Source organism: Neisseria lactamica, assembly GCF_901482445.1.
Taxonomy (GTDB): domain Bacteria; phylum Pseudomonadota; class Gammaproteobacteria; order Burkholderiales; family Neisseriaceae; genus Neisseria; species Neisseria lactamica.
This window is the reverse complement of the sequence record NZ_LR590477.1, coordinates 369,803-384,015: the sequence shown is the minus strand read 5'-3', so window position 1 is coordinate 384,015 and position 14,213 is coordinate 369,803. Positions and strand designations below refer to the sequence as shown.

Sequence of the window (14,213 nt, the reverse complement as noted above, 5' to 3'; positions counted from 1 at the left end):
GCAAGTATCCACCTTATCGGCGACCCACGCTACGCTTGCTATGGTTTATACCTATTTAAAGCTGGTACCCTTTCTTCGAAATCACAAGAAATAATTGTGATAATATTTGCATGGTTTAAATATTCTAAAAAATTATTAATTTTATTGATACATTCATCAATATCATATTGATTTAACATAATTATCTCTATGATAAATGGAAAATATAAAAAATTATCTTTAAAGTCAAAATTACGTTTTTCATCAAATTCATCATTATTAAAAAAATAAATATCTAACATTTCAGTTTCTATATATTTACCATTTATTAATGGCGATTTAAAGAAATTTTCAATCGCTGCAGAGATTAGATTTTTATCTTGACTACTAATAAATAATTTACAAAAATCAGAAATCATAAATTTTCCTTACTGAACTTTAATATAAGGTGGATTGTCAAATTTTCCACCTTGTTTAATGATAGAAATATCGACATCCATACCTAAATCTTTTTCTAATTCTTTACGAAAAGAAGATAATTTAGCTTCTCCAGATTGAATTTTTCCTGTTTGTATTGCGTGTAGCATAGTACGTTCTTTTGCCGAACCAGCATTCGGCTTTCCAAAGTATTTACTAATTAAATCATTGAAATCTTCGGAAGTTACTCTAATTGCAATATCTAAATCAGAATTTGGTTTGGCTGCTCCTTTTGCTCTACTACCTTGAATTAATATGTCACTGCTAATATTTCCTACTCGAGTTCGTAATTTTTGAGATAAGTTGGAAAATTTTTCATAACTAATTCCTTGTGGTAATTTTTTTGCTGTTTGGTAAATTCCTATTGTAGGTTTATGAACTTGGATAGGAGCTACATAATTATCCGCAGCACGAGCAATTTTACCACTAACATATACAACCTTAACTCCATTAATAGCTGCATGACCTGTCTTTTTCAATTGCGCCAAAGCTGTTTTAAATACAGCAGGTGTTTTAGATATCATAGTTACTGCAGAAGTAATATCAGCAACACTTCTACCAATAACCATGCTTTTACCAAATTCATCATTTAATCTAACAAAGGTTTCATAGTCTTGATTTCTTTCTTCCATTGTTAAAATTAGACTCATTTGTAAAACAGCTAATTTATCATCTGCATTGGCAAATTCTTTTAAACCGTTCCATGTATCAATCGGATGTAAAATAGGTTCTCCAGCAGAACCAATTGACGCGGCAACGCCTAATAATCCACCTGTTAATCTATTCCAATTGTCCTTTACATCTTGAAGTGAAAAATTATTCTCCACCGCACTTTGCGCATTCAGGCTGCCTTGCGCTGCATTGGTTGTTGTGTCGCCAATAGCTGCTCCTGTTGCCGTTCCCAACAAGCTTGTAATCGCTGAAACAGTTTCTTTCTCTTCCGCCGCTAAGTCGCTTCCTTTTTCTTTGCCATATAACCATTTGCTGATGTAAGGCGCAGCCGCTTCCGACCCGCCCGCACCCAATGCTCCTGCTAGAGCATTGTTGTCTCCTGCTGCGGCAACCGCTGCTCCTAATACCGCGTGGGCAAGAACGTGTGCGGTTTCTTGACTGGCGGTTAGTTTGCCATTCGCGTTTTGACCGGCTAAATCTTTAAAGTGCTGTCCAATCGCATACGATACGGCCGGTGATGCGGTAGCCGCAGCGATGCCCGCTCCGCTTTGGGTCGGCGCAGCCAAGCCTGAGGCTAACATGTTGAGAATGACTTTGCCTTGTTGCCAATTATCTGCTTTTGCTGCCGCATCTTGAGCTTCATGGGCTTTGCGTTTGGCAGTTTCCATATCGCCATCGGCTAATGCCTCGGCTGCTGCTGTTTCGGCTGCTTCTTTGTCTGCTTTGAGTTTGTCTAAATGTTGGTTAATCTCGGTATTGGCTTGTTGAACATTTTTACTAAAATCTTGGCTGACGGTTCTTTGTAAATCCAGTTCACTTTGCACTCTATCTTTGTCAAATACGTTTTTCAGACGGCCTGTGTGTTGATCGGCGGTGTCTGTTGTTGTGTTGGTATATATGTCGGCTTTGCTTTCCTCCGCTGTTTTGCCTGTCAGCCGGATTTGTGCGGCTTCGTCTGTGATTTGAATGTTGCGGGTGTTGATGCCGCTTTTCGTGATGCTGCTTTGGCTGTCGCTGTCGCTGCCATAACCCACTGATGAACTTGCGCCGTTTTTATCGGCTACGCTTGTCAGGTGTTTGTTTTGAGGTTTATTTTGTGCTCCCTGTCCCAGTGTTTTGCCGCTTATGGACGCACTTGCGCCCAATCCAAAACTTTCGCCTTTGTATTGGCTGTGGTTTTGAATGTCGCTGGCAGTAAGGGTGGCCGTCTGAAAGCGGTTTTTACCCTTGTCTTCTGCGCTTTGGCTGCTGGTGATGATGCCGCCTTTGAGGTCTGTATGGTTTCCGACCTTGATTTGATAACCGTCTTCACCCGCAAATATGCCGCTTTGTTCATTCACAGACGCATAATCGGCGTTGATTTTGCTTTGGCTGTAATCGCCACCGGCACTGAAGCCGTAACCTACGGTCACTTGTGCACCGGCGTTTTGTTGTTTGCTTTGATAAGTTTCTCTATCTTGTACGCTTTGAATACTTAAGTTTTTGGCATTGGCTTGTGCGCCTTTGCCGCGTACTTGCGCGCCTTTGATGGTAGTGTCGACACCACTTTGGATAAGGGTTTGGCTGCCTTTGTCGCCGATATGGCTATGGCGGTGGGTGATGCTGCCGCCATTGCCGTGGCCTTTGCCGACATTGCCGCCTGCGGTAACGCCTAATGACCAGCCTCCTTGTCCGAATGATACGGCAGCACCTGCGTTCCAGCCTGCCGATTTGTTTTGGCTGCGTTCGGTATTGCTTTGCTCGGCTGATTGGAGTGTGATGTCGTTATCGGCAATCAGGATTGTGCCTGCTTTGCCGGCAACATCTGAGCCTGCGATGTTGATATTGGATTGTTCTGCTGCGCCTGTGGCGATTAATGTGGTTTTGCCGCCTGCTTGAATTTGACTCGCTTGGGCTTGGCTTGCTTGAACTTGGGTGGTTTGTCGGTTTTGCTGTTCGCCGTAGGTTATGGAGATGCTGACTTGTTTGGCATTGGTTGTACCTTTGGCTAAGTTTTGTGCACTCTTACCTGTTTGATAGGCTTGCCAGCCTGCATTGGCAGCCGCCATGGCATTGACACGGTCGTTTTTGCTTTGTCCGACTTGTTTGCTGCTTTGTGCTACGGCAATCGCTTGTTGTGCCAAATCGGTAACGGGCGAACTGAATGCCACCGTTAGGCCTTTTTGTTCATAGGTTTGGGTGGTATTACTGTTTAATTTGTTGTGTGCCGCTTGAATGTCTATGCTTTGGGCATGGATGGTATTGTTGCCTTCCGGGCTGGAAACGGTACTGCCGATTTGTTCGTAGTGTTTGCCTGCAACAATGGTGGTATCGCCTTTCAGGCTGCCTACGGTACTGCCTGTATGTTCGTTGCTTTGGGATTGGTTTTCTTGTGTGTTTGTCTTGCTGCCAATAGTGAAGCCGATACCTGCGCTCATCAATCCTGATTTCTGGGTTTGATGATAGGTTTCGCTTTGGCTTTGAGTTTGGGTTGTACCAATGCGAACATGATTGCCTGCTTGAATCCGGGTGCCATTATCGGAAATAACATTGCTGCCAAGGATGTTGGCATCGTTTCCTGCCTGCAATACAACCTGCCTGCCTTCAAAGGTGCTGCTTTGGGCGGTTTCGTGATGGCTCTGGGCTTTGTCGGTAATAATCAATTTATTACCGCCGCCGCTTCTGCCTGTGTGTTTGGAAGCATCATCAACATAGGTCGTGTTGATGCCTGTGCTGATGTTGATGTCATTTTTGGCAGACACAGCGAGTGTGCCTTTTGCGCTGCCGACTTCGGCAGCTTTGGCATTGAGGTTATTGCCTGCTAACAGGGTAACATCGCCTTTTGTTTGAATGCTGCTGCCGACTTCGTTCGTTGAACCTCGGATGGTATGGTTATCGGCATCAAAATGGGTTGCTTGATGTTTGCCGGTTTGTACCGTATCCAGGTTAATGTCGCGCCCTGCCTGCAGCCGGGTTTGCCCTTGCTCTGATTGATTGCTGATTTGACCGGCAATGATGTTGATGTCTTTGCCTGCCTGCGCTGCTAAAACACCTTTTTCTTTGCCTGTGATATAAATACCTGCCATTCGGTCTAGGTAGGTGCTGCTGCCTTGTGTATTTTGACTGCCGGCGGTGGTGCTTTGGCTGTTGATGTTGTTGCCTGCGTTGAGCAATAATGTCTGTTCGGCAGAAAGCATGCCGCCAATATTATTGATGTCTTGTGTGGCCGTAACCGCTGATTTTTGCGCATGAATACGCCCACCGATATTGTCTAGCGTATCGGTATTGATAATAAGCGCATTGCGCCCTGCAATCGTGCCTGAGTTTTTCAGGCTGCCTGAAACATTGATTTGTGTATTGCTGCCTGACAACAATGCACCTTTACCGTCTATGTCGCCATTCTTAACGCGTACATAAACCTGTGGCACCAATACGGTTTGTGTGCCGCCATCAGAAAGTTTAACTTCTTTTTGTACCAACCAAACAATATCGCCGGTCAGTTGCGCTACTTGCTCGGCACTTAATGCAATGCCAACGCTGAGATTCATGGAGCGTGCCGCAGTCGCGCCATTATCCATCAAGGCTTTAAATTGTTCTTCGTCGTTTTGATAACCGTCTAAACGACGATGCCCTGTCAGCTCTGCGATTTGTTCATTGATTAAACGTTGCTCGTAATAACCATCACCCAAACGTTTATGTAAATTGTTTGGGTCTAGTTTGAGGCTGTCCAGCATATAGTCACTACCCAACCATTGACGGTAGTTGGCAAAGCGTGGATCGGTTTCAACAAGATAGCCTTTATTGGCAGGATTGATAATGTATAAACTGCTGCCGGGTAATGGGGTAAAAGAATTGGACGTATAGGGTAGCGAAATACCGTTGCTTTGCGGCAACTCAGTGCCTTGGCTGGGCGCATGATGGCTTAATGCTTTGCTATGCGATTCATAGGCAAATGAACCCAGTGAAATGTTGCGTGTGATTTCCTCCGGCAAAGTGTAATTTTGTTCGCTATGTCCCGTTGAGTCTCGTCCTTTATGTTTCTCACGCCAATAGCTGTGTAATTTGCCATTTTCACTGAATACTTTCTTTTCGCCAAAGGTTTGCTCGTTATGCAAACCGTCTTTTTCTGTTTGCACAAGCAAATCGCCGCCGGCGATGATTCGGCTGTCGGTATTAAATACTTCTTTACCATCAATGGTTAAATCATTACCTGAAATGATTTTGGCTGGCGCAGTTTGGGTAACTTGGGTTTTTTGGGTGACTTTTTCATAATCGTATTTATGCCAATTTTCATGCGCCACTCCATCAGGGGTGCGTAAGTGGTCTGATTCATCGTTATAGACAGACCAGCCTAATTCATGTTGCGTGCCTTCCCGCAATAATTCGTGTCGTCCAAATGCTTCGTAATCAACAATATGCTCGCGCCCTGTTTCCACCAACTGCGTTTGCAAGTGTTCATTGGTATTGAGCAGCTTTTCTACGCCTAAACGCATTTTGCCGGCGGCTTCAATGGTTGCGCCGGCATTGCGTATGCTTTGGGCTTTGCCTGTGGCTTGGCCATTGGTATCTAATGCGCCGCCAACCGCCATATCGTTACCGCTGTAAATCAGACTGTTTTCACGGTTGTTTAATTGTCCGATGCCTAAATTCAGGTTTTCGCGTGCCGCAATGGAGGCACCTGTACCGTTTTCATCTTGATTGTCTAAGCGGGTAGCCGCAATAGCGATATTGTCGCCATAAATCCGACCTGTCCCGATATTATTCACTTGCCCGGCTTGGATTTTGGTTTGTTGTCCGTCAATCAAGCCTCTATTGGTTAAATTGTGCTGCGTGCCAATATCTGTCGTACCGCCGGATTGAATGTTGCCTTGTGCTGCATTATCAAGGTTATTTGCTTTAATCCGAATGCGTTTTCCTGCTTGCAAGGTATGTGAATTTTTCAGGCTGCCTCGTGTACTGAGCGACAATTCATTGCCCGCGACGATCTTGCGTCCTACATAAAAATCATCTTGTAACGCAATATCCAGTTTATTATCAGCGGCAAGTGTGCCGTTGTTGGATAACGATTTTGCCTGAATAGCAACATCATGACCTGATTGTATCGTGCCGTTCGTATTATCAATGGCAGCGGTAGATTGCCGACCATCGTGAATAATCAGTTGTTGATTGGTAATTATTTCTCCATTTTGGTTGTTCAGGCTGCCTGAAACGGCTAGATCCGCTGTTCCTGCCGACAATAATTTGCCAGTGTTTTGAATCGATTGACTGTGAATTTGAGTGCCTTGTTGCGATACCGCCGTACCGCTGTTTTCAAAGGCTTGACTGCGGATATTGACTTTGTGTTCCGCTGTATTATTCATATCTTGCACATTGGCGGCAGCCATCGTGCCACTATTGACCAAACGGCCATTTGCATCAATCGCCACATTACCGGCAGAAGCAAACAACTGCCCTTGATTACGAATGCCTGCTTGTTCGGCCGTACTGATCAAGGTGATTTTGTTGGCATACATACCTCCTAATTTGCCTGTATCAATCGCAAATAAAGGGATATGTGTGCCGTTGTTGGCTGTATTGTTTGACGTATTGGCAGCAGCATTATTGAGAATAGGCGAATGTGCATCACCTGTTGCGGCCACATCGTTTTGTCCCGCGACGACACGAACATCTTGTCCCCATACGGGTGCATCAATTTTGGAATGATAACTGAGAATACGTGTGTAATCGGTATCTCGTGCATCCAAACCTTGTCCCGTGATCGCAACATGACCCGAACGAACCTGAAAGCCTGTTAATGCGCCTGTTTGATATTGCGGTTGGCCTGTCGTCAAAGTGGCACGGGAAGCATTGATAAAACCACCACCATTGACTGCAATCCCTGCCGGATTGGCAATAACGACTTCTGCACGTCGTCCGCCCACTTCAATATAGCCATTCAGTTGTGAAGAATGGCTGCTGTTGATTTGGTTTACAACCACACGTGCTTCGCCCCTTGCCAACCAAGGATTGCCTTGAATCCAACCGCCTAGCTGTGTTTGGGTGTTGCTGCGGCTGTTGTTTAAAATCGCCCCGCGATTACCCACATCAAACTGTGTATATTGATTAACAGAAACCCCTGCCGAAGTAGGGGTTTGAATATTGACTTGCGGTATGCCGTTACCTGTTTGCAGAATCGTGGCTTGTTGGGTTTTAGGAGCAGCTTTATCAGCAATAATGCCATCAGCAAAAGCAATATCGGCCGTACCTACAGCCAAACATAAAGAAAAGCCTAATGCAGAAAAGCAAAAGGCTTTGGAATGGGTAGGCGTGAAAGAAACAGATGGAACATGAACGCCGCCCGAACCACTATCGGCATAGCTTTTACCTTCGCGCTTGATGGTTTCAGCAACAGCTACCACAGCCCCGCGTTTGCGGTTGAAAATCACACGATAGAGGGTTTTATTCATGATTTCAGTTATTTGATTTTTATAGAGTTATTAGAAAAAATTGGGTAATCTAGCCATTCTATATCAAGGATTTTGGCGAGTCAATTACTGCCGTTTGTTCATTTTGAGCTGTATTTAATTTAAAGGAGGAATGTAAACGGCGTTTTAACAACAATGAAATAAATCTAAAATTTCAATTTTAAAACAATTAGTTAATGGAAATTTAATTTGGTTATCCGGACAGCCCCAAAAGTTTTTATATAAATAAATTGCCCTCCCCATTCTTTTGCCTCCTGAAACACAAATGCCGTCTGAAGCCTTTCAGACGGCATTTGTTGCTTTATATTCATTCTGCCTGCTTAGGCAAATTGCCGTGTAAAACCGACAAACTCCTCTTTTTTCGATTTGGCCCTACCTGAATCAATCGCTTCCCGTGCGGCAGATATGCCGTCTGAAAGCGAAGCAGCGATATTTCCGGCATACAGGGCGGCGGCGGTGTTGAGCAATACGATATCGCGTGCCGCCCCTTCTCTTCCTTCCAGCACCTCGTTCATTTTCAACAAAGATTCCTGAGTATCGGCAACTTTGATTTCATCCAAATTGCGGCGGGTTTTGATACTGAAATCTTCGGGGCGGATGTCGTATTCGCTGATTTTTCCGTCTTTGAGTTCGGCAACGCGCGTTTTGCCCGTCAGTGTAATTTCATCCAAACCGCCCTCCCCGCAAACAACTAAAACGTGTTTGGAACCAAGTTGTTGCAATACTCTGGAAAGAATACCGCACAAATCGGTGTGGAACACGCCCAAAAGTTGGTTTGGCGCGCCCGCAGGATTGGTCAATGGACCCAATATATTGAAAATACTTCGGAAACCGAGCGAACGGCGCACCGGGGCGACATAGCGCATAGCGCTGTGGTGATTGGGCGCGAACATAAACCCTATACCGGTCTGGCTGATACTTTGGGCAATCTGTTCGGGAGTCAGGTTGAGGTTTGCGCCCATTTGCTCCATCACGTCAGCCGCACCGCTGGAGGAAGAGACCGACCGGCCTCCGTGTTTGGCAACCTTCGCGCCTGCCGCTGCGGCAACAAACATCGAAGTTGTCGAAATATTGAAGGTTTTCGCACCATCCCCGCCCGTACCGACGATATCGACCAGCCCGTCCGCATCCTCCAGCGGCACTTTTGTCGCAAACTCGCGCATCACGGCGGCGGCGGCGGTGATCTCGGAAACGGTTTCAACCTTGATACGCAATCCTGTCAAAATGGCCGCTATCTGCTCCGGCGGAACCTGTCCACTCATAATCTGACGCATCAAGTCGGTCATTTCATCGTAAAACAACTCGTTATTGCTGATTAATCGTTCGATGGCCTGTTGCGGTGTAATCATTTTTTTGTCCTCCGTTCAATATTCGGACGAAAATGCCGTCTGAAGGGCTTCAGACGGCATCGCGTCAGATTTTTTGCGGTTTGAAGTTTTGAAATTCGATTAAAAAATTGTTCAACATATCATGTCCGTGTTCGGTCAAGAGGGCTTCGGGGTGAAACTGCACGCCCTCGACGGCATATTCCTTATGGCGCACACCCATAATCTCGCCGTCTTCCGTCCAAGCCGTGATTTCCAAGCAATCCGGCAACGTGCCGCGTTCGATAACGAGGCTGTGATAACGCGTACAGGTAACCGGATTGGGCAACCCCCTAAACATACCCTTGCCCGAATGGGACACGGGCGACACCTTACCGTGCATCAGCGTTTTGGCGCGGACTATCCTGCCGCCGAACGCCTCGCCTATCGTCTGATGCCCGAGGCACACGCCCATAATCGGCAGCCGGCTGGCAAAATGGCGCATCGCCGCCACGGAAATCCCCGCTTCTTTGGGCGAACACGGACCGGGCCCGATAACGAGATATTGCGGATTCAATGCCTCGATTTCCTCCAACGTAATATCATCGTTGCGGCGCACGGCGACTTCCTGCCCCAATTCAGCGAAATACTGGACGATGTTGTAAGTAAAACTGTCGTAATTGTCGATAAACAAAAGCATTTTGTGATTAACCTATTGATTTATAATTTGTTTATTATTAACTGTATTTCCGATACCCACATCCATACCCCTTATATCTTAGCGTGCCCGATGCGCCCTCGTGAATCTGGCGCAGAGCCTCGCGTTCTGACAAGTACGCCATTTTGCCACCTTTTCGACCATTCGGGAACGTACCGTTTTTATGCACTCATAAATTTTGGTTATCCCGCAGCCGAACATAATGGGCAAACATAGCGGAATCTGCGTCAACATCAACCGCGCCCCCGAATGACGGCGGATACAAATGAACACCGCCCAATGCCGCAACCGTGTCATTTGAAAAACTTTTGCCTATGCCCTCTGAGTATTCTCAAAATCTTATGATATAATGAATGTAATGTTATATAATAACAGACTTTTGAAATGCGACGAGAAGCCAAAATGGCACAAACTACACTCAAACCCATTGTTTTATCAATTCTTTTAATCAACACACCCCTCCTCGCCCAAGCGCATGAAACTGAGCAATCGGTGGGCTTGGAAACGGTCAGCGTCGTCGGCAAAAGCCGTCCGCGCGCCACTTCGGGGCTGCTGCACACTTCGACCGCCTCCGACAAAATCATCTCCGGCGATACCTTGCGCCAAAAAGCCGTCAACTTGGGCGACGCTTTGGACGGCGTGCCGGGCGTCCACGCTTCGCAATACGGCGGCGGCGCGTCTGCTCCCGTTATTCGCGGTCAAACAGGCAGACGGATTAAAGTGTTGAACCATCACGGCGAAACAGGCGATATGGCGGATTTTTCTCCCGATCACGCCATTATGGTAGATACCGCCTTGTCGCAACAAGTTGAAATTTTGCGCGGGCCGATTACGCTCTTGTACAGCTCGGGCAATGTGGCGGGGCTGGTCGATGTTGCCGATGGCAAAATCCCCGAAAAAATGCCTGAAAACGGCGTATCGGGCGAAGCCGGATTGCGTTTGAGCAGCGGCAATTTAGAAAAACTCACGTCCGGCGGCATCAATATCGGTTTGGGCAAAAACTTCGTGCTGCATACGGAAGGCTTGTACCGCAAATCGGGCGACTACGCCGTACCGCGTTACCGCAATCTGAAACGACTGCCCGACAGCCGCGCCGATTCGCAAACAGGCAGCATCGGGCTGTCTTGGGTGGGCGAAAAAGGCTTTATCGGCGCAGCATACAGCGACCGCCGAGACCAATACGGCCTGCCTGCCCACAGCCACGAATACGATGATTGCCACGCCGACATCATCTGGCAGAAAAGTTTGATTAACAAACGCTATTTGCAGCTTTATCCGCACCTGTTGACCGAAGAAGACATCGATTACGACAATCCGGGTTTGAGCTGCGGCTTCCACGACGACGATGATGCACACGCACACACCCACAGCGGCAGACCGTGGATAGATTTACACAACAAACGCTACGAACTCCGCGCCGAATGGAAGCAACCGTTCCCCGGTTTTGAAGCCCTGCGCGTACACCTGAACCGCAACGACTACCGCCACGACGAAAAAGCAGGCGATGCGGTCGAAAACTTCTTCAACAACCAAACGCAAAACGCCCGCATCGAATTGCGCCACCAACCCATAGGCCGTCTGAAAGGCAGCTGGGGCGTGCAATATTTGGGACAAAAATCCAGTGCTTTATCTGCCACATCCGAAGCGGTCAAACAACCGATGCTGCTTGACAATAAAGTGCAACATTACAGCTTTTTCGGTGTAGAACAGGCAAACTGGGACAACTTCACGCTTGAAGGCGGCGTACGCGTGGAAAAACAAAAAGCCTCCATCCGCTACGACAAAGCATTGATTGATCGGGAAAACTACTACAACCATCCCCTGCCCGACCTCGGCGCGCACCGCCAAACCGCCCGCTCATTCGCACTTTCGGGCAACTGGTATTTCACGCCACAACACAAACTCAGCCTGACCGCCTCCCATCAGGAACGCCTGCCGTCAACGCAAGAACTGTACGCACACGGCAAACACGTTGCCACCAACACTTTTGAAGTCGGCAACAAACACCTCAACAAAGAGCGTTCCAACAACATCGAACTCGCGCTGGGCTACGAAGGCGACCGCTGGCAATACAATCTGGCACTCTACCGCAACCGCTTCGGCAACTACATTTACGCCCAAACCTTAAACGACGGACGCGGCCCCAAATCCATCGAAGACGACAGCGAAATGAAGCTCGTGCGCTACAACCAATCCGGTGCGGACTTCTACGGCGCAGAAGGCGAAATCTACTTCAAACCGACACCGCGCTACCGCATCGGCGTTTCCGGCGACTATGTACGAGGCCGTCTGAAAAACCTGCCTTCCCTGCCCGGCAGGGAAGATGCTTACGGCAACCGTCCTTTCATCGCACAGGATAACCAAAACGCTCCCCGCGTTCCGGCTGCGCGTCTCGGCTTCCACCTGAAAGCCTCGCTGACCGACCGCATCGATGCCAACTTGGACTACTACCGCGTGTTCACCCAAAACAAACTCGCCCGCTACGAAACGCGTACGCCCGGACACCATATGCTCAACCTCGGCGCAAACTACCGCCGCAATACGCGCTATGGCGAGTGGAATTGGTACGTCAAAGCCGACAACCTGCTCAACCAATCCGTTTACGCCCACAGCAGCTTCCTCTCTGATACGCCGCAAATGGGCCGCAGCTTTACCGGCGGCGTGAACGTGAAGTTTTAAAATCGGAAACGCAGGCAGCCTGAAAAACACCCGTAGGTCGGATACTTGTATCCGACACCAAAAGTTCCCTTGAAATCAAAATGTCGGATTCGAGAATCCGACCTACTGCTGCTAATCTACGTCGGCCCCAAACAAAAAGCCATGTTTTAAGCCGTCCGATATGAATTAATCTTGACGTATTTTTTTTTTTTTTACTATAATTAATAAATAAGCTGCTTTGTTATTTTTTCGTTTATAAATTCAGAAGGAATAAAATTGAAACCTTATTTGTTGATTGTAGTATGTTTTTTAACTGGATGCGGTGTGCGTTCCGTGCGACTGCCCGAATGGCAGGCAATTGATGGCAGCCACGCTGATGGTACGGTTACTTTGGCTTATGAGCAAAATTTCCGCTCCCGCTTAATACCCCGCATAGGACAAGATAACGAGGTGGCGAAAACTCGTTGCCGAGTTTGGGGTTACAACAGTGCCGAGGCGTTTGGCGGTTCAACACGAAGCTGCGTGGCAACTCCCGCACGCGCCAATGCCAAAGTGCCGTGTCTGATTTGGCGATTTGAAAAACGCTATCAATGTACCAACCATGTCAGCGATAAAGTGCAACACACACCAGTGCAATACACGCCAATGCAACAGCAGCCCATTCAAAACAACATCACGATTGAATTAAGTCCCACCAACGTACCGCAAGTTAAAACGAAACAAACCAAATAGGCAACCTGAAAACCCATTTCAGGCTGCCTGAGACCTTTGTAAAATTCCCCAAAATCCCCTAAAATCCCACCAAGACATTTAGGGGATTTTCCATGAGCACCTTCTTCCGGCAAACCGCCCAAGCCATGATTGCCAAACATATCGACCGCTTCCCACTATTGAAGTTGGACCAGGTGATTGGCAGCCGATCGAACAGTACCTGAATCGTCAAAGAACCCGTTACCTCCGAGACCACCGCAGCCGTCCCGCCTATCCCCTGTTGTCCATGTTCAAAGCCGTCCTGCTCGGACAATGGCACAGCCTCTCCGATCCCAAACTCGAACACAGCCTCATCACCTGCATCGACTTCAACCTGTTTTGCCGTTTTTAGGCAAACAAAAAAGGTTTTCAGACGGCAGTCTGAAAACCTTTTTCTTACTTTAAACCAATTTTAAAACCGGCAATTAATCTTTCAACACATCACGCACAGCCGCTTGAATTTTAGCCGCCGCTGCTTCGATTTGCTGTTGTTCGGTAGATTGGCTTGCCGCTGTTTCAACCGAAGCAGCTTGTGAAACAGGCTCGGCTTGAGGATCAGTCAGTGGCAAACGCGCCAATACAGTGCTGACGCCGGTGACTTTATCGCCAATCGCCACTTGCGCCTGCGCATCGACAGGCAGATACATATCCACGCGCGAGCCAAAACGGATAAAGCCATAGCGTTCGCCGCGAGACAGTTTCGCACCTGCTTGGGTGTAGCACAAAATACGGCGCGCCACCAAACCGGCCACTTGAACAAAAGTAATTTCACGACCGGAAGCCGTAGTCGCCAACACCGCATTACGTTCGTTTTCCGTGCTGGCTTTGTCCAAATCCGCATTCACGAATTTGCCTTTGTTATAGACCACTTTCGTTACCGTACAATCGGCAGGCGATTTTTGCGAATGCACGTTGAACACGTTCATAAAAATACTGATTTTCAAAGCATCGACATCACGATACGGATCGCGTGCGCGCTCAACCACCACGATACGGCCGTCAACCGGACTCAACACCGCTTCAGGATTTTGCGGAATCTCACGCGCAGGGTCGCGGAAAAACTGTAGGGCAAATACGGTAAACACCCAAAACGGCAAAGACCACCAGCCGCAACACATCGACACCAGCAGGCTCAAAGCCAAACCGCCGCCGATAATCGGCCAGCCCTCACGGGCGATAATCGGGTGGGGGTAAAGACGGTTCATTTGTCAT

Annotated in this window: 6 protein-coding genes and 3 pseudogenes; 3 read left to right on the top strand and 6 right to left on the bottom strand. The window is 47.7% G+C overall.

The window, feature by feature from the left end; translation table 11 throughout:
* Positions 1-38: 38 nt before the first annotated feature.
* The 5 genes and pseudogenes from FGL10_RS02175 to FGL10_RS02160 form a co-directional block, all read right to left on the bottom strand.
* On the bottom strand, positions 39-398 hold the full coding sequence (locus FGL10_RS02175; protein ID WP_003711474.1) for a hypothetical protein: 360 nt from the start codon (positions 396-398) through the stop codon (positions 39-41).
* A 9-nt stretch (positions 399-407) separates the two neighbouring features.
* A pseudogene (locus FGL10_RS13075) lies at positions 408-746 on the bottom strand (nucleotidyltransferase domain-containing protein); the annotation flags it as partial.
* Between the two features lie 504 nt (positions 747-1,250).
* Positions 1,251-7,553: pseudogene (locus tag FGL10_RS02170) on the bottom strand (two-partner secretion domain-containing protein); the annotation flags it as partial.
* Between the two features lie 338 nt (positions 7,554-7,891).
* Positions 7,892-8,920 carry an anthranilate phosphoribosyltransferase gene (trpD, locus tag FGL10_RS02165; RefSeq protein WP_003709849.1) on the bottom strand — a complete coding sequence of 343 codons (1,029 nt, stop codon included), beginning with the start codon at positions 8,918-8,920 and terminating at the stop codon, positions 7,892-7,894.
* A 64-nt stretch (positions 8,921-8,984) separates the two neighbouring features.
* Positions 8,985-9,575, bottom strand: coding sequence for an aminodeoxychorismate/anthranilate synthase component II (locus FGL10_RS02160; RefSeq protein ID WP_003709848.1), 591 nt, complete (start codon positions 9,573-9,575; stop codon positions 8,985-8,987).
* A 420-nt stretch (positions 9,576-9,995) separates the two neighbouring features.
* Here FGL10_RS02160 and znuD point away from each other — a divergent pair, with 420 nt between their 5' ends.
* From znuD to FGL10_RS02140, 3 genes and pseudogenes are all read left to right on the top strand, one after another.
* Positions 9,996-12,272 carry a TonB-dependent zinc receptor ZnuD gene (gene znuD, locus FGL10_RS02155; protein WP_036469946.1) on the top strand — a complete coding sequence of 759 codons (2,277 nt, stop codon included), beginning with the start codon at positions 9,996-9,998 and terminating at the stop codon, positions 12,270-12,272.
* A gap of 255 nt (positions 12,273-12,527) precedes the next feature.
* Positions 12,528-12,983 (top strand): YecR family lipoprotein, encoded by a 456-nt coding sequence (yecR, locus tag FGL10_RS02150; protein WP_003709841.1) that lies wholly within the window; start codon positions 12,528-12,530, stop codon positions 12,981-12,983.
* A gap of 92 nt (positions 12,984-13,075) precedes the next feature.
* Positions 13,076-13,350 (top strand): annotated as a pseudogene (locus FGL10_RS02140) (transposase); the annotation flags it as partial.
* 76 nt (positions 13,351-13,426) lie between these two features.
* Here the strand turns inward: FGL10_RS02140 and FGL10_RS02135 are convergent.
* The gene (locus FGL10_RS02135) at positions 13,427-14,206 is read right to left on the bottom strand and encodes a phosphatidylserine decarboxylase (RefSeq protein ID WP_003709839.1); all 780 of its coding nucleotides are present in this window, start codon (positions 14,204-14,206) and stop codon (positions 13,427-13,429) included.
* Positions 14,207-14,213 lie beyond the last annotated feature (7 nt).

Coding starts and splice junctions, on each gene's coding strand:
- FGL10_RS02175 (WP_003711474.1), bottom strand. CDS start 398: ATGATTTCTGATTTTTGTAAATTATTTATTAGTAGTCAAGATAAAAAT.
- trpD (WP_003709849.1), bottom strand. CDS start 8,920: ATGATTACACCGCAACAGGCCATCGAACGATTAATCAGCAATAACGAG.
- FGL10_RS02160 (WP_003709848.1), bottom strand. CDS start 9,575: ATGCTTTTGTTTATCGACAATTACGACAGTTTTACTTACAACATCGTC.
- znuD (WP_036469946.1), top strand. CDS start 9,996: ATGGCACAAACTACACTCAAACCCATTGTTTTATCAATTCTTTTAATC.
- FGL10_RS02135 (WP_003709839.1), bottom strand. CDS start 14,206: ATGAACCGTCTTTACCCCCACCCGATTATCGCCCGTGAGGGCTGGCCG.